This is a genomic window from Kaistella flava (ex Peng et al. 2021), assembly GCF_015191005.1.
In the GTDB taxonomy this organism is placed as follows: domain Bacteria; phylum Bacteroidota; class Bacteroidia; order Flavobacteriales; family Weeksellaceae; genus Kaistella; species Kaistella flava.
Genome location: NZ_CP040442.1, coordinates 2929508 through 2954732 on the forward strand (window position 1 = coordinate 2929508; position 25225 = coordinate 2954732).

The following is a 25225-nucleotide window of genomic DNA, read 5'->3' on the forward strand; positions in this document are numbered from 1 at the left end:
CACTAAAATTTTGAATTTTTTATCATTGTGATTTTTTATTTCTTTGCGTTCTCCTTTGCGCCATTGCGTGAAAAAAAAACTTTAAAATATGAATCTAGAACATATCAAAGATCATCTCAACGCCTACAAAGAACACGATCAAATCTTTGAAGCAGCCCATTTTCTTATTGAATCTTTTGGTTTGGAAAGCGAAAATTTTGCTGGCTTAGGTTTTCGCCTAGAATTAGAGCCAAACAAAATGTTATTGACCACAGAAGGCGTTCTCGGTGAAAAACAAATGGTCATGATTCCCCGAAACCTTTTCGACTTTGATTTGAATTTAGTTGCAAACATGGTTGCGCACGAAATGTTACATGTTCGACAAAAAGCCCCGGAAACATTATTGGAAGACAAAAACGAAAGAGAGTTTCAGGCTTATTACGAAATGCTTTTCCATAAAGAATTTCCACTCGTTCCAGATGTTTCAGATTTTCATAAAAAATTCTTCGCAGAAAAAGCTTTGGAATATTATAAAAGAATGGGAGAGAATTCTGATTTGCAGAAAAAATATTTAGATCAGAAAATTGAAGTTGAGAAATTAATTAGTGCTCTTTAACTTACCCAATGATTGAAAGTTTTAATGACTTTCCATTTTCCATTTATTTTTTTATAGACAGAAGTTTCACCTCCGCCCCAAAGTGGTCCGCAAGAAATCGAATTAATTACAATGCAGATATTCTTCTCTTTATTGAAATAAGGAATCGAATAATTTCTCAAACATTTATCTCCAAATTCTTCTCTGAACTTTTTCCAATAGTCTTTTACAGATAAATATTTTTCTTGTGACTTCTGAAATTTCTTAAATTTTTCTGTATCAATGAATTCAACTTTGGAGGTGATTTTAGCTGTATCTAAAACAAAATTCGAATTCGTTTTTATTTGAATTTTGATATACGCCAAGTCATCTTTTGTAAAAGTGCCGTTTTCAGGTAAGTAAATAATTCCGTGTGAACTTGGTGGAGTTGGTTCTATTATTTCGTTCTTTTTTTCGGATAATTTTTCTCTAAATTTTAAATCGATTGGCTTTGAAATTTTATACAAATATTCTTCAGTGTATCCTGACGCTTTATTTTCGGAAATATCTGCGGCAATGAGTTGATTTAAAACTTCATATTTTAAATGAAAATTCTCATCCTCCTTCTTACAGGAAAAAAGTAGAAATGCTAAAATTAAAATTAAAAGATTTTTTACCACATTTTAACCTAAAACAATTAGCTCAGAAATCCTTCCAAAATCTCACATGCAGATTTCGGTAGATTTGTTCCAGGTCCGAAAATATAATCAGCGCCATTTTTATAAAGAAATTCATAATCCTGTTTTGGAATTACGCCTCCAACAACGATTGTAATATCATCTGCGCCGAGTTTTTTTAATTCTGCCACAACTTGCGGAACAAGAAATTTATGTCCAGCTGCTAAAGAAGAAACGCCCAAAATATGAATGTCATTTTCTACGGCTTGTTTCGCTACTTCTTCCGGTGTTTGAAATAATGGAGCAACGTCAACATCAAATCCCATATCTGCGAAGGCGGTTGCTACTACTTTGGCGCCACGATCGTGTCCGTCCTGTCCCATTTTAACGACCATGATTCTAGGTCTTCTTCCTTCGTGCTCTTCAAACTTTTCAGTTAAGGCGAGTGCTTTCGGGAAATATTCATTCTTGCTTGCATTCATGGCGTAAACTCCTTGTATGGTTCTGATATTGGCTTTATATCGTCCGAAACTTTCTTCCATCGCATCGCTCATTTCTCCGAGTGTCACTCTTCTTCGAGCAGCTTCGATGCAAATTTCTAAAAGATTTCCTTCTCCGGATTTTGCGGATTCTTTCAATGTTTCTAAGATCTCTGTAACCGCTTCGGCATTTCGATCGGTTTTAATTTGATGCAATCTTTCGATTTGTTTACGACGAACTTCAGAATTATCGATATCTAAGATATCCAACTCCATTTGTTTTTGAGTCGATTTGAAAGAATTAACGCCAATGATGAATTCTTCGCCACTATCTATTTTCGCTTGCTTTTTTGCCGCAGCTTCTTCAATTCTCATTTTTGGAATTCCGGCTTCGATTGCTTTGGTCATTCCGCCTTCCAATTCAACTTCATCAATGAATTTCATGGCTTCATCAATCATTTGTTGCGTCAGACTTTCTACCAAATGACTTCCTCCCATTGGATCTACGACATCGCAGATTCCACTTTCCTGCTGTAAAATAATCTGCGTATTTCTGGCAATTTTTGCGGAATAATCTGTTGGTAAAGCAATCGCTTCATCTAAAGCATTGGTATGTAAAGATTGCGTTCCACCCAAAGCTGAAGATAATGCTTCAATCGTAGTTCTCGTAATATTATTAAATGGTTCCTGTTCTGTTAAACTCCAACCAGAAGTTTGAGAATGCGTTCTTAAAGCTAATGATTTTTGATTTTGAGGATTAAATTGTGTTAAAAGATTTGCCCAAATATATCTTGCTGCACGCATTTTCGCAATTTCCATAAAATGATTCATTCCGATGGCCCAGAAAAAAGATAAGCGTGGTGCAAAATCATCGATTTTCATTCCTGCCTTCATTCCTGTTCTTACATATTCTAAACCATCTGCCAAAGTGTAAGCCATCTCTAAAACTGGTGTCGCTCCAGCTTCCTGCATGTGGTATCCAGAAATCGAAATCGAATTAAATTTCGGAATATTTTTAGAAGCATATTCAAAAATATCCGCAATAATTTTCATGGAAGGAGTCGGTGGATAAATATAAGTATTCCGTACCATAAATTCTTTCAAAATATCATTTTGAATCGTGCCCGAAAGTTTATCCTGCGAAACTCCTTGCTCTTCTGCCGCTACAATATAAAAGGCCAAAACTGGCAAAACGGCACCGTTCATTGTCATTGAAACCGATATTTCATCCAAGGGAATTTCATTAAATAAAATCTTCATGTCTTCCACAGAATCAATTGCAACTCCAGCTTTTCCAACGTCTCCTTCAACTCGTGGATGATCGGAATCGTAACCTCGGTGCGTTGCCAAATCAAATGCAACTGACAAACCTTTTTGTCCAGCTGCTAAATTTCGTCTGTAAAAAGCATTAGATTCTTCCGCCGTAGAAAATCCAGCGTACTGACGAATCGTCCAAGGTTTTTGAACATACATTGTTGAATAAGGTCCACGTAAATACGGTGCAACTCCTGCAGAATATTGTTTTTCTGTGAGTGTTTTTGAATCGTTTTCGGTGTAAGAGGATTTCATTTCCAAACCGTCTTTTTCAAAAAAGTAGGGAAGAGTTGCTTCCGATTTTAAGGAAAAATCAGGATTTGTATTTTGGATTTTTTGACGCATTTTTTGTTGGCTTTAGAAAAAGTAAAGTTACGAATTTTTGAAAAGTTTTATCAATTAAAAAACCCTTTCAGCCTTTTAAAGGCTGAAAGGGTTGATTAGTAAAATTTCGTAATAAGTTAAAGGAAATAAAATAAACCTTCAAGGTTTAATAATTATCTTCTTCACCTTTCATTTTCTCAGCATTCTCCGCCATAATTACAGCGTCGATCATTTCCTGGATATCACCGTTCATATACGCATCAAGGTTGTACATTGATTTGTTGATTCTGTGATCGGTAACTCTTCCTTGAGAATAATTGTAGGTTTTAATTTTTGCCGAACGGTCACCAGTGGAAACCATTGATTTTCTTTGAGCGGCGACATCACCAACTGCTTTTTGCAATTCAATATCGTATAATTTGGTACGTAGCATTTCCATTGCTAATTCACGGTTGGCCAACTGTGAACGTGCTTGTTGACAAACAACCACCATTCCTGAAGGTTTGTGTGTTAACTGAACTTTCGTTTCTACTTTATTTACGTTTTGTCCACCTGCACCTCCGGATCTTGAAGTTTGCATTTCGATGTCGGCAGGATTTAATTCAAAATCTACTTCTTCGGCTTCGGGTAAAACTGCTACGGTAATTGCTGACGTATGGACTCTACCTTGAGATTCTGTTTCAGGCACACGTTGTACGCGGTGAACGCCGGATTCGAATTTCATGATTCCGTAAACACCATCATTTCCTTCCACTCTTAAAATCAATTCTTTGTATCCTTTTGAAGCTTCACTGGAATCGGTGATTTCGTGTTTCCAACCTTTTGATTTGAAGTACATTGCGTAAGCTCTGTACACATCTTCCACAAAAATTGCAGCTTCATCTCCACCTGTTCCGGCACGAAGTTCAACGATTACGTTTTTATCGTCTGTTGGATCTTTCGGAATTAAAAGAACTTTTAGTTGTTCTTCTAAGCCTGGAATTTTGTCAAGCATTTCATATTTTTCCAGTTTTGCCATTTCGACAAACTCTTTGTCAGAACCATCGGCGATAATTTCGTCGGATTCTTCAATGGTATTTAGAGCTTGCATATACTGATCGAATACAGCCACAATTTTCCCTAAGTCGCTGTATTCTTTATTCAGGGTAGAATATTTCTTTTGATCAGAAATAATATCCGGTTGAATAATAAGATCTGCAACTTCGTTGTAGCGTTGTTTAATGGCTTCGAGTTTCGGTATAAGTGACTTTGACATTTCTGATTTTTTGTAGTTTGCAAAGATAAAGAAAAATGAGCCAAGTTAAAAGAATCAATTTGGCTAAGGAAAGAAGACCGAAATATTATTCCAGCCCCGATTGCAACGGCATCCTTTTTTGAGGAGGAAGGACGAAAAAAAGATATAGTGGAAAGCGGGTGAGAGATTGAAAAGAAACGAAAATAGTGACGCTCCTCAACAAAAAAATCAGTTCCTAAAAATAGAAACTGATTATTATATATGGTTTTGCTTTGCGATTGCTTTTCCCGGAATTAAAGTGGGAAAGCAATGACATCAACTAGTGATGACCGTCGGTGTGAAGAAATGGACCACGCCCTTTTGGGTTGCTGTAAAGAAGTTCTACGCCTTCTTGCTCGGTCATTATTTTTCTTCTTACTTCTTCTGGATCGAAAGGTTTTGTCTTTCCGAAATATTCAGCTAATCCAGCCGTAAGCCAAATTGGGATTACATATCCGAAGAACATGAAAATACACCAGAATCCTACGAGGAACATGCATACGAAATAAACGGTCCAAAGGAACTGGTAGAAAGGAAAAAATGCTGATAACATCATCATTGTAATAGATTTTAGGCAAAAATAGGATAAATTTTGATGAGGACAAAAGATTTGCTCCTGATTTTTGTTATTTTAATTGATTATAAATTTACTTGTAGTATTTCTAATTTTTTTTAAACCGCAAAAGGGGCAAAAGATAATTATAAAACTTTAAGATTTTCAAGAGAGTTCAAAATGTAAAATCGCTATGAATCATTATTTTAAAAGCTCTTGACTTACTTATTACTAAACCTTTTGTGTCTTTTCCGGTTATAAGATTTTGCTCTTTGCAATATTTTTAATGGGAAATTGATTCAAAGAAGTCGTTTCCTTTGTCATCGGTTATGATGAAAGCTGGGAAATCTTTGATCTCAATTTTACGAACGGCTTCCATGCCTAGTTCTTCAAAATCAACAACTTCTACGGAAGTGATGTTTTCTTTGGCAAGAATCGCCGCTGGACCACCAATTGATCCGAGGTAAAATCCGCCGTATTTGTTGCACGCATTCGTAACGTCTTTGCTTCGGTTTCCTTTTGCAAGCATAATCATACTTCCGCCGTTGGCCTGGAATTCATCGACATAAACATCCATTCTTCCTGCGGTGGTTGGGCCGAAACTTCCGGAAGCCATTCCAACTGGAGTTTTTGCGGGACCTGCGTAATAGATTGGGTGATTCTTGAAATAGTCAGGCATTGGTTTCCCGCTGTCTAATAGTTCTTTGATTTTTGCGTGAGCGATATCTCGGGCAACGATTAAAGTTCCATTAAGTTTCAATCTTGTTTTAATCGGATGTTTTGAAAGTTCTGCCAAAATTTCAGACATTGGTTGATTCAAGTCAATTGAAACGGCTTCTTCTAAATGTGGAGGTGTTAAAGGCAAGAACTGTTTTGGATTAACTTCAAGTTGCTCTAAAAAGATTCCGTCTTTGGTGATTTTTCCTTTAATATTTCTATCTGCAGAACAGGAAACTCCCATTCCAACTGGACAAGAAGCGGCATGACGTGGAAGACGAATAACGCGAACATCGTGGGTTAGATATTTTCCACCAAACTGAGCTCCGATAGAACTTTCCTGGCAAATTTTCTGAACTCGCTGTTCCCATTCCAAATCACGGAAAGCTTGACCGCCCATATTTCCTTCTGTTGGAAGATGGTCATAATAACCAGCGCTCGCTTTTTTCACCGCGGCTAAATTGGATTCAGCAGAAGTTCCACCGATAACAATTGCCAAGTGGTAAGGCGGACAAGCCGCAGTTCCCAGATCCATAATTCTTTCTTTCACGAACGCCTCTAAAGAACTATCGTTTAATAAAGACTTCGTTTTTTGATAAAGGAAAGTTTTGTTGGCTGAACCTCCACCTTTTGCAATGAATAAGAATTTATATTCGTTTCCTGTTTCGGCATAAATATCGATTTGGGCTGGAAGGTTAGAACCGGAATTCTTTTCTTCAAACATTGTTAAAGGAACAATTTGGGAATATCTTAAGTTTCTTTCCTGATACGTATTGTAGATTCCTTTGGAAATCCAGGCAGCATCTTCAACTCCTGTGTAAACATTTTCCCCTTTTTTGGCGACGCATATTGCAGTTCCGGTATCTTGACAAGAAGGTAAAGCTCCTTCAATCGCAACGGCCGCATTTTGTAAAAGGTTGTAGGCTACAAAACGATCGTTATCTGTTGCTTCAGGATCGTCGATGATTTTTTTAAGTTTTGCCAAATGCGAAGAACGAAGCATAAATGAAACATCTGCTAAAGCATTCTCTGCAAGAAGTTCTAAGCCTTTTGGATCAACGGTTAAGATTTCGCGATCGCCCAACTGTTCTGTTTTTACATATTCAGAAGTCAGTTTTTTGTATTGGGTTTCGTCTTTTAGAATGGGAAAAGGTTCCTGATAATGGAAGTCCATAGTAATAGTAAATTTTTGAATTCACAAAAATAAGCAAATTATAAATTATGCGTGTACTATTAAACTAATATTTATTGAATAGAAAAAGATGAAGACTGAGCTTCACCTTAATTTTTGAAAGGAAGGAAATGTTTCTCTTCTCTTTCATCATTTGTGTTTACAAATTTAATCAATAGCATTGTCAATTTATGTCAACCACCTACAAGGGCCGATAAGAATTGTTGGAAACCAGTACAGTATCGTCTTCGTAAATCTGAACCATTTCTTTGTATTTCTCGGTAACCAACTTTTTAAGAATATTTGGTTTTATCACTTTTACATTAGACATCCATTGAAAAATCCAACCGATAAGTTCGCGATTAATTCCGCAATTCATGTTCATGATGAAATTTCCGTTTTCCAGTTGTTCAAAATTTTGTGTTTCAGTCCAAAATTGTTTGTGTACAAAAGTTCCGGTACGGTGAGTGAATTCTATTTCAATATCATAAATTTCGTCATTGATGTTTTGAGTAATTCCAAATCGTCTTGAAAGTTCCGTCTCTAAATGCTGCAAATAGGCGCTGTTGTCAAATGGGTCATTAGTGAGTTTATATTTTTCAATTTGTTCCAAGCCTAATATCAGAAGTTGGTTATTTGCTTTTAAAAAGCCAGATACATGAACGACGCCACGGTGATAAAGAATTTGTATCGGTAAAAAAACTTGTGGAAATTTTAGATGAGAAGAAATAGAAGTATAATCGTAATTGACCAAAAGCAATTCCATTCCTCTTTTATTCTGAATGCTCCAAATACAGTCATCCAGTATTTTATGATAATCTGTAAAAACTGATCCTTCGAAGAAATGAGTTGCTTTTATCTGTGATTTTGCAACATCTACAAAGTTTTCAAACTGGCTTTTACTGTATTTCTTATAAAAGAGGCTGGCGAATTTTTCGTGAGAGTCTTTTCTAGACGAAACAATTGATAAAGGTAGAAACTTTTGAAAAAGGATATAAGAATTAATATCAAATTCTGTAAGTGGTTCTTCCTGGTTGATATATTCAATCTTCCAGGTTTTTCTATTTTTTTCACCCACCGCGACTACCAGTTTTTCATTGGGTAGAATAACAGAGTTTTCCAAATCATATAAATCTCTGTAGAAGGTACGCGACGAAATCTGGACGTCATTTTTCTTGGCCCAACTAGACAGCATTTCGATTGTTACGGGGCTAGATTTCAGACGACTGTAAATCATCATTAATCGTTTTGACTTTTCGGACATTACATTGTATTTATAGCATAAAAGTAGTTATTTTAAATGTTTTATCATCAACTTTACCATTATTAATAATGGATATTTATCATGGATATTCTTTGTCTGTCCTTATTAATTTCCCTAATTTTAAAAGATAAATTTAAAATAATGAATTACAGAATAGAAAAAGACACCATGGGCGATGTGCAGGTTCCTGCAGACAAATATTGGGGTGCGCAAACGGAACGTTCCAGAAATAATTTTAAGATTGGACCGGAAGCTTCGATGCCACACGAAATTATAGAAGCTTTTGCTTATTTGAAAAAAGCCGCCGCATTTACAAATGCCGAATTGGGTGTGCTTTCCAACGAGAAAAGAGACATGATTGCGAAGGTCTGCGATGAAATTTTAGAAGGAAAATTGAATGATCAGTTTCCGCTCGTGATTTGGCAAACAGGTTCCGGGACACAATCGAACATGAATATGAACGAGGTTGTTTCGAATAAAGCACACGTCAATAATGGTGGAACTTTAGGCGAAAAGTCAGAAGTTCACCCTAATGATGATGTGAATAAATCGCAAAGTTCAAATGATACTTTCCCCACTGCAATGCATATTGCGGCCTATAAAAAAGTGGTTGAACATACTTTACCGGCCGTAGAAAGGTTACGCGATACTTTGCACGAAAAAGCAGAAAGTTTTAAAACGGTCGTGAAAATCGGACGAACACATTTGATGGATGCAACGCCTTTAACTTTAGGTCAGGAATTTTCCGGTTATGTAGCACAATTGGATTATGCGATGAAAGCTATTACAAATACTTTCGAACATTTGCAGGAAATCGCTTTGGGCGGAACTGCAGTCGGAACAGGATTGAATACGCCAAAAGGTTACGATGTTTTGGTGGCAAAATATATTTCAGAATTTACGGGACTTCCATTTGAGACAGCTCCGAATAAATTTGAAGCTTTAGCTGCTCACGACGCAATTGTTGAAAGTCACGGTGCGTTAAAACAACTCGCGGTTTCTCTTTATAAAATAGCTCAGGATATTCGATTCCTGGCTTCGGGACCGAGAAGTGGAATTGGCGAAATTCATATTCCGGAAAACGAGCCAGGTTCTTCCATTATGCCAGGGAAAGTGAATCCAACTCAGAATGAAGCAATGACCATGGTTTGTGCACAAGTTCTAGGAAATGATACCACTATTTCATTTGCTGGAACTCAAGGGAATTTTGAACTCAATGTTTTCAAACCTGTGATGGCTTATAATTTTTTACAATCTGCTCAATTATTAGGTGACGCTTGTATTTCATTTAATGATCATTGTGCGATCGGAATTGAACCGAACGAACCAAGAATTAAAGAACTCGTTGAAAAATCATTAATGCTAGTAACGGCTTTGAATACGCATATCGGTTATGAAAATGCGGCAAAAATTGCAAAAACTGCTCACAAGAATGGAACGACTTTGAAAGAAGAAGCTGTGAATTTAGGATTGCTAACTGCGGAACAATTTGATGAATGGGTGAAACCGGAGGATATGGTTTAGACTAGACTTTTAGATAATAGACTTATAGATGATAGGCTTTTAAATGCAAAAAACTCTGGAAAATTTTCCAGAGTTTTTTATTTTTTAATAAATTCGTGAAGAGATTTCTCAATGAACGGCCCATGTTTGAGTATAGGAATTTATTCCGGTGCATTAATGGAGCAACCTTTTTATATAATTGAAATTTATTCCAACTTATTTACAAAGAATAACCAATTTTTTAAAATAGAAATTCCGAGTAATCACCCGGAATTTCTTGTTGATATGAATATGAATGAAAATATTATAACCCAAGACCCAAACCAATTACCAAAGCTTTATCATTCGGGAAATGACCATCTTTAAAATAATTGCTAAGATCTTTCTTAACGAAAAGACTAAGACTATTATAAGAGAAAGTAACTTGACCTCCGTAAATAAAAGGATTAACCTGATAATTTGATCTGTTTCTGAAATCATCACCGTTTCCCCGTACAATATTATTGGTCGACATTTGAACACCGCCGTACATATTGGCAGCAATTCTAAATCCGTCAGAATAACTTCTGTATTGGATATCCATTCCGACATTTTTCAGTTTAGAAAAATTGTATTGTAAACCTAACGGAACCATTAGATAACCCGTTCTCAATTTACTTTTAGCAGTATTACCGCCATAGTTTTCTATAGAAACGTTTCCATTACCGTCTTTCGCGAAAATCATATTATTGTCCAGACGAACGGTTCTCCAGGAAAATCCTACACCCGAAATTAAACCCCACGGACTCGTTCTGCTAAACTGATGATTAAATTTTAAACCAACTTCCAGATTGCTGTTGTAACCAATGTTTTTATCCAAATCATTGTCAGCTAAATTATTGTTAAGCATCATAATACCGTAAGTGAAATATCCTGAGAAGTTGCTGGTAGCGCGAAATTTCTTCAGCAAACTCGCTCTTAAATCCGCCTCCGACGTAACATCCGTATTTAGTAAAGAATATCTTACCTGTTTTTGAATAACGGCATCAAGATCAAATCCTAAATCTTCAATTTTCTGATCGATTTTTTCTGCATACCGATTAGATATTTCTGTTTTTTGTTGATCAAAGTCAGCTTTGTCTAAGTTTTTAGTTTGAAGAATTTTGAGCTCGGCTTCCATTAATGTTTTTTCTTCCTGAATAATCGTATTGATTTTTGTCGCATACTCTTCTACTTTCTCTTTGACCACCGGACTTATCTCGGTTTCTTTTTTAGAAGGTAGATTAATTGTTAATGTTTTTTGTGCGTAAATTGAAGAGGAGGTGAAAAGACATACCAAGCCCATCATGATAATTTTATTGATCATATTATTAATTTTTAAAAGTTTAGAATTGAATTATTTCGAGTTGAGGTCGATTGTCGCAACATTACTTCCGTCTTTGGATTTCTCAATAACATCTTTGTGTTCGACTGAAAAAAGTAAGGTTGAAGGATCGACGAATCTTTTCCTCTTGACCGGAACTTTTGCAGAATCTATCGTTGCAATACTGGTTGAAAGTTGATTTTGCGATATTTCAGGAATAATCTGCTTTGGTTTAATTGAAGGAATTTCGTTCTTTACAACAACTACTTCATGATCAGAAATCTTTGCTTCTTGAGATTTAATAATTGGACTATTTTTTATTAAAGTAGGTTCATTTTTTTCAACTAAAAACGGTGTCGCTTCTTTTTCAATATTATTTCCTGCATCAGAAATCTCCTGGTGAACTTTTGTTTCTACTATTTGTTGTTGAGGAACTTCATCATTATTATTGATTAAAATAATCCCTAAACTAAAAAGCAAAGCCAAACATGCCGCCACTAAAAACCAGTTGAGTTTTGACTTTGAAGAAGTCGGAGTTGGAGTTTGACTTTCAATCTCAGCCCACAAATCTCTCGTCGGAGTAATTTCCCGCTCGTCGATTTCTTTTTTAATCTGCTGTTCGATATTATATTTCTGAGTATTCATTTTTCAAATTTTTTTGTTGCTGAAAATAGATTTTTCTTAATTTCTCTTTGGCCCGAAACAGTTGTGTTTTACTTACGGATAAAGAAATGTCAAGCGTTTCAGAAATTTCCTGATGTGAGCAACCTTCGATGACATAAAGGTTGAAAACCATTCGGTAAGCATCCGGAAGTTGGTCTAAAAGTTCCTGTGCATTAAAATCAAAGTCTGTAATTTCGTCATGAAACTCTTCCAGGAAAGCCGGATTAATATCATCAATATAAAAAACCGTTTTGTGGCTTTTAATAAAATTCAGACATTCGTTAACCACGATTCTTCTGGCCCAACCTTCAAGATTTCCTTCGCTGCGAAAAGTTTCGATACTTTTAAAAATCTTACAAAACGCTTTGATCACGCAATCTTCAGCCTGATAAATATCGCTGACATAACTTTTGCTCACACTTAAGAATCGCTTTACATTTTGTTCATAGAAGATTTTCTGCGCAGCCGGTTCCTGTTTTTTCAGGCGACTTAGCAAATCATCTTTTTTATTATTGAACAAAATTTTCATACTTATTCTATTTCTACTTTAAAGACAACAAAATTTTAAAAAGGTTACAGATAATAATATATTTTAAATATTAAAACTGTAAGTACTTGATAATGAATTAAAAAAAATCCATTTTCTTGTTGGTGAAAATGGATTTTGAAAATGAAATTTATATTAAAACTTCAACCGAAGTGGTGAAGAAATCTTCCAGTTCCTGTAAGGTTTCTGGTGTAGTGATAATATCTTTTACCATTTCACCTTTGTCCAGCAAAACGATTCTGTTGCTGACTTCGGTCGTATGCGCAAGATCGTGACTTGATATTAGGAAAGTCACCTGTTCATTTTTCGTCCAGTCTTTAATTAATTTCTTCAATTTAATTTGAGTCGAAGGATCGAGGTTGGCAAACGGTTCATCTAAAACAATGATTTCCGGAGTTCCAATTAAAGCGCCGACAATTCCGACTTTTTTCTGATTTCCTTTCGATAAATCGCGAACGTATTTTTTAGCATTTAAAATTTCACCATTAAAAAAATCAGCGAATTGTTTTAGAAATTCATCAACGTTGGCTTCGTTTTGTCCGCGAAGTTCACCCAAGAAATAGAAATATTCTTCCGGTGTTAAATATCCAATTAAAAAAGTATCGTCAATAAAAGCCGAAACTTTCTTTTTCCAGTTTTCATTTTCGTTGACTTTATTGCCATCGATTTCGATAAAGCCCGTTGTAGGTTCTATCAAATCTAATAAAAGACTGAAAAGCGTTGTTTTCCCGGCGCCGTTATTTCCGACCAAACCGAAACTTTCGCCTTTTGGAATGACAAGGTTTTCGATATGAAGAACTTTTTTGGTTCCGTAAATTTTAGATATATTTTGAATTGAAATCATTTGATTGGGTTTTAGGAAATTAATTAGAGTAATTATTTTTACCGCAAAAGATGCAAAAATTTTATTTTAATGAAAGCTTATTAAAAGTTTGCAAAAGCACTATATAAAGTGGTTTCATCATTTTGCATTCTTTTGAAAGTCTTTTTTATTTCATTTTTCTTTTGTCTCTTTTGCGGTTAAATAATGTTGATTTATATTTTACTTAGGCTTTTTTAAAGGATTCAAGTGTGGAATATTTCTGGGTTTTATAGACTTTAACAATGATGTCGAAGATTTTATCTCTAATCAAAAAGCCGATAATTCCCAAAATGGCTAAACTCCCAACCGCCGGATAAATTCCGAAAAAATATTTAGCAACGGCAAAAACGCCCATTGGTAAAATCATTTGAGGAAGCATTAACAGCATAATTTTCATATTGAAATTATTTCCGCCGCCACCGAAAGATTTGCTTTTCGAATTCAGATCAATTGGTTTTTTATTAAAAGCTCCAGCCAAAAGCGTGATATAAGAGTTGACGCCCAAATTATATAATCCTGCCGCAAGAACGGTGAGGTAAAATTCCCAACTCACTAAAAGATAAGCGGAAGATAAAATGATAGAAATGAAAATTCCGATCACAATCAGTGACCATTTTCCTTTCAAATATTCTTTATACGGAACATTGGAAGTCATCATCAACGGATAATACGAACTGTCCCAACTTGGAACTCTTTGCCCGAACATCAACATAAATCCGCCCGTGATAAAAATCCCGGTGAAGAGTTGCATAAAACTGTTTTCGTACCCTTTTGTGAAAGTCAATAAACCGTAAAATAGAAAGAAGATGCTCATCGTTAAAGCAGATTTTGCCGCTTTACTTCTTTTCAACAAACGAATATCATTATTGATGAAAGTTCCCATGACACCGTATTTATTTAAAAATGCGATATTTTCAGTTTTCCCTTCCGCAACTTTTAATTCAAGTCCTTTATCTAAATAGAAGTTTTTATAAATTTCCTGGTAAGCAAGATAAGCCACGGCGATTGCCAGAATAACCGGGATTAAAAAGGCGCCGATATATTCGTAAAAACTATAGAAGATAATCTGTGAGTATTTTGAAAGTTCAATGATCTTAAAATATTCTAATCCTCCGAAAATGGCCATTAATCCAAAAACTGAAATCACAATGATATCTTTTCCATTCAATAAAATATTCAGGAAATTATTAAAATAGAAGACGGCAAAAATTCCGATCGTAAACATAAGTACGTGAATGATGGAGTAGCCACCATCGAAAATAAGCAGGCCGGCAAAGGGAAGAAGGAACAACAAGTTTCCCCAATTGAAGAAGTTAAAAAGGATTTTCAATATGGTATAATTGACCAGTTTTTTCTTCGTAATTCCTAAAGTCAGAAATGGTTTGATATTCTGAGTCGGCATTTGCTGCATAAAATAACGAATCAGCAAATCGAAAGCCCAGTAGTAAATAAAATATTTACTGAAAAGCAGAATGGGATCTGTATGTAATTGGTCTGTAGCGAAAAAGTAGAGCAGGAAAGGCATTGCTGCAAATGCAAAACTGAAATAAGCCATTCCGAAGAACATCAGAATTTTCATTCCCAGGTTGGCGCCGAATTGCGGATTCCGTATAAAATTTTTGAATTCGAATTGAATGAGTCTGCTGTACATCGCCTTACTTTTAAAGATAAGTCTAAAAATAAGAAAAATGTTACAGATAATTTAGCGAAAGATGAAATAGATGGTAAAACTGATAGTAATCGTTAGAATTAAATAGTATTGAAATAATCTTCCCAAATCTGATGGATCTGGAACATGATATTTTGAAGCTTTTCTAACTATTGTTCTAGTGTTAAGTAGTGCAATAAGTATAAATGCGGCAAAGAGAACTAATATTCCAGCATAAAGAAAATCCATAATTATAAAGTTTTACTTCATCAACTCTTTTTATCGCGACATTGAAGCTTCTACAATTTTTTATTTCACAGAATTTTCCAAAATCAACTTATTGATTTGTTGTTCGCTAAAACTTTTCAACAATACCTTTCCTTTTTGATCCAGAAGGAAAAAATTAGGATTACTATAACTCTGCAATTGATCTAGATAGTCTAAATTGTTGTCTTTACTTTTTAAATTAAGCCAACCATTTTTGAAATACTGATCTGTAAATTTTCTCCAATCAGTTTGATTATCAGTATTTAAGAAAGTAATGGTCTGTATATTTACTCCGTTCTTTTTCAAAGTGTTAAAATACTCAGCTACTTTCGGAGCTTGTTGTTGACAGTGAATGCAGTCTGGATTAAAAAACATTAGAAATGTATATTTTGATTTTGCATAAATCTCGGAAAGTGTAAAAGTTTTATTATTGAAATCCTGCATTTCCAATTCCGGCATTACAGTGCCGATTGGGACGGCTTCTAAAGAATTTAATTTAATTACACTTTGATCATAGAATGTTTTATTCGCTTTTATACATTTTTCATCATTCAAATATTTATTAAAAACATACTTAAAACTCGCGTTCAGATTATTTTGACTGTAATACTCCAGGTTTTTAAAAATCCAGTTAATATAAAAAATGAAATTTTCAGAATCACAATTTTGACCTTTTAATAAAACATCTGCATTGGCTTTATAATTTTCATTGTTGATAGGTAGAATAGTCGTGTATTTATAAAGAACCTGATACATATTGGGCATCAACTTAATCCCTTTTTCGTTCAGATTTATACCACTAAAAAATTGATTTCTTGCTGCGGTTTTAGCTGAAAGATCTTCTGGAATTTTCAGTAATCTCTTTTCTTCCAAAGCGGTAAATAAATTCAGAGTAGGGGTCGGGAATTCTTTTTGAAGAGATTTCAAAGCCTCTAATTTCGCTTCTGGATTTCCCTGCAGTCTTTGGTAAGAAAGAAAGCCTTTGTTTGGCTGGCTTTCTGTGGACAATGCTGATAAATTATTTCCAGGCAATCTAAAAGTGGTTTGACTGCCGTTTTCAACCAGGAGATCCATTTTCGTCTTTGGATCAGATTTTAACTCTAATCTAAAAATAGCACCAATAGTTTTTTTCGGTTGATTAAAAATTGCAATTTTATTTTTAGAATCTATTGTTGAGAATCTATAATAGAACTACTGCTGTAAGTTCCATTGTAAATCTTCAAATAAAGCATGTCATTATCGATGTTTTCGGTTTCGACAACAATCTTGTAGCCAGCTTGTGCAGACACAAAATTGCAGATTAACATGACGATGATAACCAAAATATTTTTCATTACTATAAATTTTATGTTTTTATTTCATCAACTCTTTCGCCTGCAAAATTGCCGCATCGGTAATTTTGCTACCTGAAAGAAGTTGAGCGATTTCCTGAAGTTTTTCGTCGTGGTTCAAAGAGATAATGGTGGATTGTGTTTTCCCGGAAACTTCTCTTTTGACAACCTTGTAATTGTCATTTCCTTTCGCAGCGACTTGTGCAAGGTGACTGATGACGATCAACTGCATATTCTCCGACATTTCTTTCATCACATTTCCAATCTCTTCAGCGACTTTTCCAGAAACTCCTGTATCGATTTCGTCCAGAATTAAAGTTGGAAGTTCTGAGTTTTCTGCCATCAATTTTTTAATAGAAAGCATTACTCGTGAACGTTCACCGCCGGAAATTGCAGTTTGAATTGGTTTTAAAGGAAAACCTGCGTTCGCCTGGAATAACAATTGAATATTTTCTTTTCCGAATGAAGTGAAATTTTTTAGATCTGATAATTGAACTTCAATCTTCGATTTTTCTAAACCTAATTGATTCAGTAATTTCTCCGTTTTTTTAATGAAATTTGGAATCGATTTTTTACGATTCTGTGATAATTCAGTTGAGGTTTTTTCTAAACCTTCAGCAGCGAGTTCTATTTTCTTCTCAGTTTGCTCAATTAAAAATTCTAATTCTGCAAAACCAGTTTGTTCGTTTTGAATCTGATCACGAATTTCTTTCAGACCTTCAACAGTGTTGACTTTATGTTTTAGAAATAAAGAATTGATTTTATTAAGTTGCTCAGACAAATTAGCAAGATCTTCTGGACTGGTTTCCATTTTGTCAGCTTCGTTTTGAAGATCGAAAAGGAAATCTTTAAACTCCACAAATTGTTCTTCAAACCTTTGACTCAATAGGGAATATTCGTGAGACAAAGAAGCGACTTTTGCTAATTTCGTTTTAACATCAAGCAAAGAATCAAGAACACCGACTTCCTCTGCATCCATTTTATTAAAAATCAAAGAAAGATTTTCGATAATCGTTTCTGCGTTTTCCTGTTTGCTTAACTGATTTTGAGCTTCTTCTAAATCAAAAAGATCCAAATTAACTTCCAGCAATTCTTCTAATAAAAACACTTTGTAATCGCTTTCTTTATTGCCTTCAGAAAGTTGAGTTTTATAATTCTCAAGCTCTTTGACCAATTTTTTATATTCGGAAAAGTCTTGTTGGTAATTGACAATCAACGTTTTGTTTTTCGAAAGCCCGTCAATCATTCGGAACTGATATTCTTCATCAAACAAATTTGAAGTTTCAAATTGCGAATGAATATCAATTAGTTTTTCGGAAAGTTTTTTTAGAATTTCTAAAGTAACAGGAACATCATTGACAAATGCTCGTGATTTTCCAGTTGGCAAAATCTCTCTCCGAATAACGGTATGGATTTCAAAGTCTAAATCATTTTCGTCAAAGAAGGTTTTGAAGTTTTCATTAACAATGAATTCGGCTTCAACGATACTTTTAGTTTCAGAACTTTGGATTGATTTTACATCAGCTCTTTCGCCCAAAATTAAACGTAATGCTCCTAAAATAATTGATTTACCCGCACCAGTTTCTCCCGTAATTACCTGTAAACCTTTGTTTAAAGTGATTTCGAGCGAATCTATAAGGGCGAAGTTTTGAATGAATATTCTTGAAAGCATATTTTGAAAAATCAATTACGAAGTTTTAAAACAAACTTCGGGCTGTAAATTTAAGACTTTAAAAGAGATTATGAAATACAATAGCTAATCAGTTGAACCTAAAACACTGATTTTAATGGTTTTTTAACAAAGTAAATTTTGAAAATTATTTTTGAATAATGATGAAAATATTGTTAGAAATTATTTCCACTTATTCCATTTGCTGTCAATGTCTTTCGGAGAGAAAATGCTGAAAAGTGCTTTTAAATCTGCCATATTCACATTAGCGTTATTTCCATTATAAAAGATATCGAAGATTTCCTGCTTTTTCGTATCGATGAAAATGTTCACGGGATAATTCATCTGGAAATTATTTTCATAGACTTTCAATTGCATCAAAGCATCTGCGATAATTTTTTTACCAGAAGACTGATCCTGTTTTCCGAGATTATCTAAACCAGCACGGTGATAAGTATAGTAAACGTTCCTAAGCGTGTTTTGGTCGGGTTTCAGCATATTGTCAATTAAAGCCGCGCGCGTTCTCGTTCCTTCCATTAAAGACCAGCCAGCGAATTTTTGATTCTGCGCATTATTAGAAATTTTCTGTGCTTTCTCAAACCATTGTTGTCCGCCTCTAACTTTGTAGCTGTCGCCATCGTAACCTAAAATCGTATAAACATAAAAACTGATAACATCAATTAAGTTCTTTCCCGAAAATTGTCTTTCGTTGAAAACAAGGTTTTCATTTTCGGTATAATCGAAACTAAAATTGGTGTCATTAATATTCAAAAGTGGCGTTTCATAAGTGGTGTTAAAAACCGGACGAACCGCCTGTACAACAATGCTTGCTTTGTAATTGCTACTCCCAGATTTTTCATTGATAACAATTGCGAAATTACATTTGATCTTTTCAAAGTTTTGTAATTTCTTTCCAGTCCAACTCGTGTTATTGATGAAATCCCGTAGGTTTTTTTCTAAAGTTTTATAAGCCTGCATATTACTGCCACTTACTTGCTGGGTGTTGACCTGTACATTTGCCAAAAGTTCTTGAGAAAAACTCAAGTTAAAGGAAAATAGAATGATGAATATCGTAAAAAGTTGCTTCATTATTAAATTAAAGTTTGAAAACGGAAATTTAAGGATATTATTTCGAAATCTGCTCTTCGATAAAATTTAAAAGATCTTTGGCAACGTCTTCTTTAGATTTTAATGCGAATTCGGTAAGAGAAGATTCAGTAATTATTTTAATTTTATTGGTGGCTCCTTTAAAACCAGCTCCTTCATCACGAAGAGAATTAAGAACAATCATATCGAGATTTTTTTTCTGAAGTTTTCCTTTCGCATTTTCTTCTTCATTTTGAGTTTCCAAAGCAAAACCAACTAAAAATTGTTTGGTTTTTCGTTCGCCCATGGTTTTCAAAATATCTGGATTTTTCACTAATTCAATCGTTAAAGAATCATCATTTTTTTTGATTTTTTCTTGGGCAATTTCTTTCGGAGCGTAATCTGCCACGGCAGCGCTTGCAATTGCAATATCTGTATTTTCGTAATATTCAAAAACTTTAGCAAACATTTCCTTAGCCGAAGTAACTCGGTGAAGTTCTATGTTTTGATGATTGGATTTTTCAGAACTCGGTCCAGAAATAAGAATTACTTTCGCGCCTCGGTTGGCGGCTTCTTCTGCAATTGAAAAACCCATTTTTCCGGAAGAGTGATTTCCAATAAATCGAACGGGATCAATTGCTTCATAAGTTGGTCCTGCCGTAATAAGAACGGTTTTTCCTTCTAAATTTTTATTTGAATTAAAAAAGTCTTCAATGATTTGAGAAATGCTTTCCGGTTCTGCCATTCTTCCCTGTCCAATTAATCCGCTGGCTAATTCACCATCTTCAGCAGGAATAATATGATGTCCGAAATCTTCAGCCAATTCTAAATTCTGTTTTGTTGAAGGATGTTGATACATATCCAAATCCATCGCTGGCGCAATAAATACCGGACATTTCGCCGACATATAAGTTGCCAAAACTAGGTTATCGCACATTCCGTGAACCATCTTTGATAAAGTATTCGCGGTGCAGGGAGCCATTAAAATAACATCGGCCCAAAGTGCCAATTCTACATGGTTATTCCAAGTGCCATTTTCAGAATAGAAATCACTGTAAACTGGATTTTTAGAAAGCGTAGAAAGCGTGAGTTTCGAAACAAAATGTTCTGCAGAAGGTGTCATTAAAACTTGAACTTCCGCACCCTTTTTTATGAAATCTCTGATGAGGTAATTGATTTTGTATGCAGCGATTCCGCCGGAAATACAGATGAGGATTTTCTTACCTTGAAGTTTCATTAATTAGAATTTAAAAGTTAAACGAATTTACTTAAATTTTTACAAACAGATTTCAATATCACAAACGATATTAAATATAAAAGTCACAAAAACAAGATGTTCTGTGACTTTTAAAATAATTAAAGAAATAATTAGTTTCTTTCTTCAGTTTTTCTGTAATAGATTTCGTCGTCTAACCATTCTTGAATTGCAATTGAAGTTGGTTTTGGAAGTTTTTCGTAATGCTTAGAAATCTCGATTTGTTCTTTATTTTCAAAAACTTCTTCAAGAGTTGAATTGTGCACTGCGAATTCATCTAATTTATTGTGTAATTCAGAGCGAATTTCTGCATTGATCTGCTCTGCTCTTTTACCCATCACTACGATTGCTTCGTAGATAGAACCTACGTTTTCTTCGATTTTATCTCTATCGTAAGTTATTGTACTTAATTCGGCTTTAGAATCTTTTACGCTCATTTTCAGTTGGTTGTTATAATTGGAGTTTGCAAATGTACGGATTACTTTTTGATTTTGAAAGTTGCTGCTGGTGCAGGAGTTGCCAAGACAGCGCTGTCTCTTCGCGTTTGGTCAGCTTGCTTTTGAGCATTACGCAGATCTTTCTCCAAGTTAAGCTTTGCTTCGTCTCCTTGTTGTTTGTCTTTAAGTTCTTTATTTCTTGCTTCTACTTTTTTCTCAAGTTCAGCAAAAACTTCTTTTTCTTTTAATAATTTGCTCTGAAGATCAGCAGCTGTTTTTGCATTATCAGTTCCCGGAACTTCTCTTTCAATTTGTTTTGTGAAGGCCAAAGCACTTTCAATACGGTCTTTCTTTAAACTGTAAATTGAATTAGTAGCCAATTCATATTTTGACTTCAACATGTAGTCGTAGATTTTAGAACGTAATTTCGTACTCGGGAAATCATCTAATACATTTTCAAAAGCTGTACTCGCGGCTTTATAATCAGCCATCTTGTAATATTGCTTAGCGTTTTCGTATGCTTTAAACTCTAATTTATAAGTCAATTCATCAATCAATTGATCGATGTTTTTAGATTTTTCAGAATTAGGATAGTTATTAAGGAAATTCTGCATTTCATTAATTGCTAAATCCGTACTCGTTTGATCTAAGTTATAGTCCATACTTCCTTCGTAATAACAAAGTGCCGACATATACGCCGCATCTTCTGCACGTTTGTCTTGCGGGAATGTTACCGAGAAATTCTTGAATTGGTGTCCTGCTAACTTGTAGTTTTTATCGTAATAGTTCGCATATGCTGAATTATAAACTACGTTTGGTGCGTCATCGGTTCCTGCTACCAGGTTCGAAAGTCTTTCATATAACGCTAAAGCGTCTCTCCAATTTTTCTTTTCGAATTTTTCGTTGGCTACCTTTAAGATATAATCTTTATCTGCACTTTTCAATGCTAAATCCTGTTGCCTGTTGCAGGCAGATAATGCAAAGAATGCAAGTGTAATAATCAAATACTTTTTCATAAATATAATATAGCAGAACTTTATTTTAATTATAATTTCCGCGGTTTAGGGTGCAAAAATATAACTTTTTTATCAATAGATTTTTTTTTATGATATTTTAACTAATAATTTAATCCGGATGATAGCCTAAAAGTGAAAAAACAGTCACTAAAAGGTTCGCCATCACTTTTTTCTCCGCTTCTTCGAAGTAATTTTCTTCTTTTCCGGAAACATACAATTCATAAAAGTTTTTATTTCGAATAACGAATAGCGAGGAACCAACAATCAGCGTCAAGATATCTTCCGGTTTTGGTGCATTGGTAAAGACTCCAGATGCAACTCCTTTTTTAATAACATCATCAATTTTGGAAGTGAAAGTAGTATAGAATTCTAATAAATCTTCTTTTAAATGTTCGGTATGACGAAGTTCTTGGGTAACAAAACCATGAAAATAATTGAACTTAAATAATTGACTAACCACATATTTAATCAATTCTTTCATCTGCATTTCCGGTTTGCCTTCTCTGATGATTTCTGCAAATTCTGCAAAACTCTCTCTTGTTTTCTGTACGCGATAACGGTAGAGATAAGACATCATTTTTTCTTTTGAACCAAAATAGTAGGAAATCATCGCTACATTAATATTGGCATTGGTAGAAATATCACGTACAGAAGTTCCCTCAAAGCCTTTCTTGGCAATGAGTTTTTCGGCGACATTTAAAATATGGATTTGTTTTTCGGTAAATTTTTTTTTCATCGGTGTTGTAGTTTTTAGTAAAGTTAAATAAAATATAACATAATTTAAAACAAATGTTTAATCGCAGATGGTCACTTTTTAGTTATTTTTGAAAATGACTTTTTTTGATTTCCATCACCATCATTTACAAAAACGCTTTGGAATTTATAATCTGAGCGTTGAAGAATCTCCGCCAAATGGTTTTTTCTCTGCCGGAATTCATCCTAATTTAAGTTTGGAAGTTACTGAAGAGCAGTTTGTTTGGTTAGAGGAAGTTTCAAAATATAAGAATTGTGTTGCAATTGGCGAATGTGGTTTAGATGGATTGATTAACATTGATGATCATATTCAGGAAGAACTATTTGAACGCCAGATTGAATTAGCGAATCGACGTAAGAAACCTTTAATTATTCATTGTGTCAGAAGGTTTTCAAAACTAATCCATTTTCAGAAAAATGCTAAGGTTCCGATGATTATTCACGGTTTTAATAAAAGAAAAACGATTGGTAAAGATTTACAAAAACACGATTTTTATTTAAGTTTTGGAAAATCTGTGTTGCAAAATGTAAATTTGCAGGAATTTGTAAAAGATTTCCCGATTGAAAAAATTTTTCTGGAAACTGATGCTGAAGATTTTGATCTCGAATTACTTTATCAAAAAGTCGCCGATTTGAAAAATTTGAAAATAGAAAATCTCCTATTACAAATCGAAGAAAATCTGAAAACATTTAATATCCCCCATTTAAAATGAAAAAAGACTGGCTCGAAAGAACAGAATTGCTAATTAAAGAAAACGGTTTAGAAAAACTGCGAAAAGCGAATCTATTAGTGATTGGTTTAGGTGGAGTTGGTTCGTTTGCGGCAGAGTTTTTGGCGAGAGCCGGCGTTGGGAAAATGACGATTGTTGATGGGGATACTGTTGATTTAACGAATATTAACCGGCAACTCCCAGCCTTAACTTCTACCATTGGGAAACCAAAAGTTGAAGTCGTGGGCGAGCGACTTTTAGACATTAATCCGGATTTAGAATTGACACAATTAAACCAGTTTTTAAATCCGGAAGATATGGATACCATCTTTGATAATCAGCAGTATGATTATGTTTTAGATTGTATTGATAGCGTTTCACCAAAGGTTACTTTAATTTTAAATGCCCGACGTCGAAAAGTGAAAATCGTAAGTTGTATGGGCGCAGGTGGAAAAATAGATCCGTCAAAAGTTTTGGTTCGCGACATTCATAAAACCCAAAGTTGTCATCTTGCGAAACAGGTTCGAAAACGTTTGAAAAAAGAAAATATTGATAAAGGAATTAGATGTGTTTTCTCTACTGAAATTCAGGATGAAGAAAGTTTAAAGATGACCGATGGAACCAATTATAAAAGATCTTTCTACGGAACGATCAGTTATATTCCTGCTATTTTTGGACTTTACGCTGCGGCGGAAGTCATTAATTATTTAATAAAAAAAGATGAGTGATTTCAAACTTCCGAAAGAGGAAAAATTGAAGCATAAAAAAGAAATCGGTTTACTTTTCGAAAAAGGGAAGTGGAAAACGTGCGATAATTTGAGAATCATCACGCTGAATCTCGATAAAAAACCACAGGAAGATTTTTCTTTTAATAATCAAAAAGTTGGAGTTTCTGTTTCTAAAAAATATTTTAAAAGAGCACACGATCGAAATAGAATTAAAAGATTATTGCGAGAATGTTACCGTTTAAACAAAGATCTTTTTATTGAGAAATTTGGAACGAATTCGTTATCAATGGTTTTTTGGATTTCTAAAGAAGAGCCGAAGCATTTTAAAACTGTAGAAGAAAATTTTTTAAAACTTTGTGAATCAATAAAGTAAATTCTAAAGCATAGCACGTTTTTTGTAAATTTGAGAATAAACTAAAAACTTCACAAGATGCTTGATAACATTCCTTATTTACCGTATGTTCTAAGTGCTTTCATGGGCATTGGTTTAGCTGCGGCAACTGGCTTCAGAGTTTTCTTACCAATGTTTGCCGTAAGTCTTGCTTCTTACATGGGCTGGATTCCGATGAATGAAAGTTTCCATTGGCTCGCTGGTTTACCCGTTTTAATCACCACCGGAATTGCTACTGTTGTTGAGATTCTTGCGTATTATATTCCTTTTGTAGATCACCTTTTAGATACCATGTCAATTCCATTGGCAACGATTGCGGGTTCTGTGATGTTTGCGAGTCAATTCGCTGATATGGGAACTTTTCCACAATGGGCTTTAGCATTAATTGCTGGCGGTGGAACTGCTGCTGCAATAAGTTCAGGATTTGCAGGAACTCGTGCAGCGTCGACGGCAACTACAGGTGGTTTGGGGAATTCTGTGGTCGCAACTACTGAAACTGCTGGAGCGGGAGTGATGTCAATTTTAGCGATGGCAGCACCGATAATTGCTTTTATCGCTACAGTTATTTTAATCGTAGTGGTGTTGGTTTTAGGTAGAAAACTTTTGAAGAAATTTCGAAACTTTAAAACAGACCGAACTTCTAAGGTCATCAACGTTGAAGCGGTCAATCGAAAAAATATAGAATGAAAATA

The 25225-nt window shown here is 34.6% G+C and carries 25 protein-coding genes; 6 read left to right on the forward strand and 19 right to left on the reverse strand.

Annotated features, from left to right (window positions below; genetic code table 11):
* The first annotated feature begins 88 nt into the window (after positions 1-88).
* Positions 89-595 carry a hypothetical protein gene (locus Q73A0000_RS13090; protein ID WP_193811370.1) on the forward strand — a complete coding sequence of 169 codons (507 nt, stop codon included), beginning with the start codon at positions 89-91 and terminating at the stop codon, positions 593-595.
* On the opposite strand, the gene Q73A0000_RS13095 is transcribed toward Q73A0000_RS13090, so the two are convergent.
* From Q73A0000_RS13095 to Q73A0000_RS13120, 6 genes are all read right to left on the reverse strand, one after another.
* The gene (locus Q73A0000_RS13095; protein ID WP_193811371.1) at positions 592-1233 is read right to left on the reverse strand and encodes a hypothetical protein; all 642 of its coding nucleotides are present in this window, start codon (positions 1231-1233) and stop codon (positions 592-594) included. The genes Q73A0000_RS13090 and Q73A0000_RS13095 overlap by 4 nt on opposite strands.
* 17 nt (positions 1234-1250) lie before the next feature.
* Complete coding sequence (scpA, locus tag Q73A0000_RS13100) at positions 1251-3368, reverse strand: methylmalonyl-CoA mutase (RefSeq protein ID WP_193811372.1); 2118 nt, start codon at positions 3366-3368, stop codon at positions 1251-1253.
* Positions 3369-3513: 145 nt separating this feature from the next.
* The gene (gene prfA, locus Q73A0000_RS13105; protein WP_193811373.1) at positions 3514-4602 is read right to left on the reverse strand and encodes a peptide chain release factor 1; all 1089 of its coding nucleotides are present in this window, start codon (positions 4600-4602) and stop codon (positions 3514-3516) included.
* Between the two features lie 298 nt (positions 4603-4900).
* The gene (locus Q73A0000_RS13110) at positions 4901-5176 is read right to left on the reverse strand and encodes a hypothetical protein (RefSeq protein ID WP_193813728.1); all 276 of its coding nucleotides are present in this window, start codon (positions 5174-5176) and stop codon (positions 4901-4903) included.
* 280 nt (positions 5177-5456) lie between these two features.
* Positions 5457-7064: a fumarate hydratase gene (locus tag Q73A0000_RS13115; protein WP_193811374.1), complete on the reverse strand. Its 1608-nt coding sequence runs from the start codon at positions 7062-7064 to the stop codon at positions 5457-5459.
* 199 nt (positions 7065-7263) lie between these two features.
* On the reverse strand, positions 7264-8325 hold the full coding sequence (locus Q73A0000_RS13120) for a WYL domain-containing protein (protein ID WP_193811375.1): 1062 nt from the start codon (positions 8323-8325) through the stop codon (positions 7264-7266).
* A 141-nt stretch (positions 8326-8466) separates the two neighbouring features.
* Here Q73A0000_RS13120 and fumC point away from each other — a divergent pair, with 141 nt between their 5' ends.
* Positions 8467-9849 (forward strand): class II fumarate hydratase, encoded by a 1383-nt coding sequence (fumC, locus tag Q73A0000_RS13125; RefSeq protein ID WP_193811376.1) that lies wholly within the window; start codon positions 8467-8469, stop codon positions 9847-9849.
* A 283-nt stretch (positions 9850-10132) separates the two neighbouring features.
* Here the strand turns inward: fumC and Q73A0000_RS13130 are convergent, their stop codons facing one another.
* The 13 genes from Q73A0000_RS13130 to Q73A0000_RS13190 all read right to left on the reverse strand — a co-directional run bounded on the left by Q73A0000_RS13130 (position 10133) and on the right by Q73A0000_RS13190 (position 22687).
* On the reverse strand, positions 10133-11173 hold the full coding sequence (locus Q73A0000_RS13130) for an outer membrane beta-barrel protein (RefSeq protein WP_193811378.1): 1041 nt from the start codon (positions 11171-11173) through the stop codon (positions 10133-10135).
* Between the two features lie 30 nt (positions 11174-11203).
* Complete coding sequence (locus Q73A0000_RS13135) at positions 11204-11815, reverse strand: hypothetical protein (protein ID WP_193811379.1); 612 nt, start codon at positions 11813-11815, stop codon at positions 11204-11206.
* Entirely contained in the window at positions 11796-12362 is a 567-nt protein-coding gene (locus tag Q73A0000_RS13140; RefSeq protein ID WP_193811380.1) for an RNA polymerase sigma factor, read from the reverse strand. Before Q73A0000_RS13140 ends, Q73A0000_RS13135 begins: the two co-directional genes overlap by 20 nt.
* 148 nt (positions 12363-12510) lie before the next feature.
* Positions 12511-13224, reverse strand: coding sequence for an ABC transporter ATP-binding protein (locus tag Q73A0000_RS13145; protein WP_193811381.1), 714 nt, complete (start codon positions 13222-13224; stop codon positions 12511-12513).
* A gap of 202 nt (positions 13225-13426) precedes the next feature.
* A complete protein-coding gene (locus Q73A0000_RS13150; protein WP_193811382.1) occupies positions 13427-14893 on the reverse strand; it encodes a DUF5687 family protein in 1467 nt (488 codons plus the stop codon).
* A gap of 306 nt (positions 14894-15199) precedes the next feature.
* Complete coding sequence (locus tag Q73A0000_RS13155; protein ID WP_193811383.1) at positions 15200-16231, reverse strand: TlpA family protein disulfide reductase; 1032 nt, start codon at positions 16229-16231, stop codon at positions 15200-15202.
* A 92-nt stretch (positions 16232-16323) separates the two neighbouring features.
* Positions 16324-16491, reverse strand: a complete 168-nt coding sequence (locus tag Q73A0000_RS13160; protein ID WP_193811385.1) for a hypothetical protein — start codon at positions 16489-16491, stop codon at positions 16324-16326.
* Between the two features lie 19 nt (positions 16492-16510).
* Positions 16511-18160: a DNA repair protein RecN gene (locus tag Q73A0000_RS13165; protein WP_193811386.1), complete on the reverse strand. Its 1650-nt coding sequence runs from the start codon at positions 18158-18160 to the stop codon at positions 16511-16513.
* A 180-nt stretch (positions 18161-18340) separates the two neighbouring features.
* Positions 18341-19246, reverse strand: coding sequence for a DUF4835 family protein (locus tag Q73A0000_RS13170; RefSeq protein ID WP_193811387.1), 906 nt, complete (start codon positions 19244-19246; stop codon positions 18341-18343).
* Between the two features lie 37 nt (positions 19247-19283).
* On the reverse strand, positions 19284-20480 hold the full coding sequence (coaBC, locus tag Q73A0000_RS13175; protein ID WP_193811388.1) for a bifunctional phosphopantothenoylcysteine decarboxylase/phosphopantothenate--cysteine ligase CoaBC: 1197 nt from the start codon (positions 20478-20480) through the stop codon (positions 19284-19286).
* 131 nt (positions 20481-20611) lie between these two features.
* Entirely contained in the window at positions 20612-20935 is a 324-nt protein-coding gene (locus Q73A0000_RS13180) for a DNA-directed RNA polymerase subunit omega (protein WP_193811389.1), read from the reverse strand.
* A 41-nt stretch (positions 20936-20976) separates the two neighbouring features.
* Positions 20977-21951 (reverse strand): outer membrane protein assembly factor BamD, encoded by a 975-nt coding sequence (locus Q73A0000_RS13185; protein WP_193811391.1) that lies wholly within the window; start codon positions 21949-21951, stop codon positions 20977-20979.
* Positions 21952-22060: 109 nt separating this feature from the next.
* Entirely contained in the window at positions 22061-22687 is a 627-nt protein-coding gene (locus Q73A0000_RS13190; protein WP_193811392.1) for a TetR/AcrR family transcriptional regulator, read from the reverse strand.
* A gap of 94 nt (positions 22688-22781) precedes the next feature.
* On the opposite strand from Q73A0000_RS13190, the gene Q73A0000_RS13195 reads away from it, so the two are divergent.
* From Q73A0000_RS13195 to Q73A0000_RS13210, 4 genes are read left to right on the forward strand one after another with little or no spacing between them, the layout of a single operon-like run.
* Positions 22782-23417 carry a TatD family hydrolase gene (locus Q73A0000_RS13195; RefSeq protein ID WP_193811393.1) on the forward strand — a complete coding sequence of 212 codons (636 nt, stop codon included), beginning with the start codon at positions 22782-22784 and terminating at the stop codon, positions 23415-23417.
* A complete protein-coding gene (locus tag Q73A0000_RS13200) occupies positions 23414-24142 on the forward strand; it encodes a ThiF family adenylyltransferase (protein ID WP_193811395.1) in 729 nt (242 codons plus the stop codon). Before Q73A0000_RS13195 ends, Q73A0000_RS13200 begins: the two co-directional genes overlap by 4 nt.
* Entirely contained in the window at positions 24135-24515 is a 381-nt protein-coding gene (gene rnpA, locus Q73A0000_RS13205) for a ribonuclease P protein component (RefSeq protein WP_193811396.1), read from the forward strand. Before Q73A0000_RS13200 ends, rnpA begins: the two co-directional genes overlap by 8 nt.
* A 57-nt stretch (positions 24516-24572) precedes the next feature.
* A complete protein-coding gene (locus tag Q73A0000_RS13210; protein ID WP_193811397.1) occupies positions 24573-25220 on the forward strand; it encodes a DUF4126 domain-containing protein in 648 nt (215 codons plus the stop codon).
* The last annotated feature ends 5 nt before the right edge of the window (positions 25221-25225 follow it).

What these genes read in the sequence shown, in the direction of transcription:
- Q73A0000_RS13090 (WP_193811370.1), top strand. Translation starts at nt 89, where the DNA reads ATGAATCTAGAACATATCAAAGATCATCTCAACGCCTACAAAGAACAC.
- scpA (WP_193811372.1), bottom strand. Translation starts at nt 3,368, where the DNA reads ATGCGTCAAAAAATCCAAAATACAAATCCTGATTTTTCCTTAAAATCG.
- prfA (WP_193811373.1), bottom strand. Translation starts at nt 4,602, where the DNA reads ATGTCAAAGTCACTTATACCGAAACTCGAAGCCATTAAACAACGCTAC.
- Q73A0000_RS13110 (WP_193813728.1), bottom strand. Translation starts at nt 5,176, where the DNA reads ATGATGTTATCAGCATTTTTTCCTTTCTACCAGTTCCTTTGGACCGTT.
- Q73A0000_RS13115 (WP_193811374.1), bottom strand. Translation starts at nt 7,064, where the DNA reads ATGGACTTCCATTATCAGGAACCTTTTCCCATTCTAAAAGACGAAACC.
- Q73A0000_RS13120 (WP_193811375.1), bottom strand. Translation starts at nt 8,325, where the DNA reads ATGTCCGAAAAGTCAAAACGATTAATGATGATTTACAGTCGTCTGAAA.
- fumC (WP_193811376.1), top strand. Translation starts at nt 8,467, where the DNA reads ATGAATTACAGAATAGAAAAAGACACCATGGGCGATGTGCAGGTTCCT.
- Q73A0000_RS13130 (WP_193811378.1), bottom strand. Translation starts at nt 11,173, where the DNA reads ATGATCAATAAAATTATCATGATGGGCTTGGTATGTCTTTTCACCTCC.
- Q73A0000_RS13135 (WP_193811379.1), bottom strand. Translation starts at nt 11,815, where the DNA reads ATGAATACTCAGAAATATAATATCGAACAGCAGATTAAAAAAGAAATC.
- Q73A0000_RS13140 (WP_193811380.1), bottom strand. Translation starts at nt 12,362, where the DNA reads ATGAAAATTTTGTTCAATAATAAAAAAGATGATTTGCTAAGTCGCCTG.
- Q73A0000_RS13145 (WP_193811381.1), bottom strand. Translation starts at nt 13,224, where the DNA reads ATGATTTCAATTCAAAATATATCTAAAATTTACGGAACCAAAAAAGTT.
- Q73A0000_RS13150 (WP_193811382.1), bottom strand. Translation starts at nt 14,893, where the DNA reads ATGTACAGCAGACTCATTCAATTCGAATTCAAAAATTTTATACGGAAT.
- Q73A0000_RS13155 (WP_193811383.1), bottom strand. Translation starts at nt 16,231, where the DNA reads ATGGATCTCCTGGTTGAAAACGGCAGTCAAACCACTTTTAGATTGCCT.
- Q73A0000_RS13160 (WP_193811385.1), bottom strand. Translation starts at nt 16,491, where the DNA reads ATGAAAAATATTTTGGTTATCATCGTCATGTTAATCTGCAATTTTGTG.
- Q73A0000_RS13165 (WP_193811386.1), bottom strand. Translation starts at nt 18,160, where the DNA reads ATGCTTTCAAGAATATTCATTCAAAACTTCGCCCTTATAGATTCGCTC.
- Q73A0000_RS13170 (WP_193811387.1), bottom strand. Translation starts at nt 19,246, where the DNA reads ATGAAGCAACTTTTTACGATATTCATCATTCTATTTTCCTTTAACTTG.
- coaBC (WP_193811388.1), bottom strand. Translation starts at nt 20,480, where the DNA reads ATGAAACTTCAAGGTAAGAAAATCCTCATCTGTATTTCCGGCGGAATC.
- Q73A0000_RS13180 (WP_193811389.1), bottom strand. Translation starts at nt 20,935, where the DNA reads ATGAGCGTAAAAGATTCTAAAGCCGAATTAAGTACAATAACTTACGAT.
- Q73A0000_RS13185 (WP_193811391.1), bottom strand. Translation starts at nt 21,951, where the DNA reads ATGAAAAAGTATTTGATTATTACACTTGCATTCTTTGCATTATCTGCC.
- Q73A0000_RS13190 (WP_193811392.1), bottom strand. Translation starts at nt 22,687, where the DNA reads ATGAAAAAAAAATTTACCGAAAAACAAATCCATATTTTAAATGTCGCC.
- Q73A0000_RS13195 (WP_193811393.1), top strand. Translation starts at nt 22,782, where the DNA reads ATGACTTTTTTTGATTTCCATCACCATCATTTACAAAAACGCTTTGGA.
- Q73A0000_RS13200 (WP_193811395.1), top strand. Translation starts at nt 23,414, where the DNA reads ATGAAAAAAGACTGGCTCGAAAGAACAGAATTGCTAATTAAAGAAAAC.
- rnpA (WP_193811396.1), top strand. Translation starts at nt 24,135, where the DNA reads ATGAGTGATTTCAAACTTCCGAAAGAGGAAAAATTGAAGCATAAAAAA.
- Q73A0000_RS13210 (WP_193811397.1), top strand. Translation starts at nt 24,573, where the DNA reads ATGCTTGATAACATTCCTTATTTACCGTATGTTCTAAGTGCTTTCATG.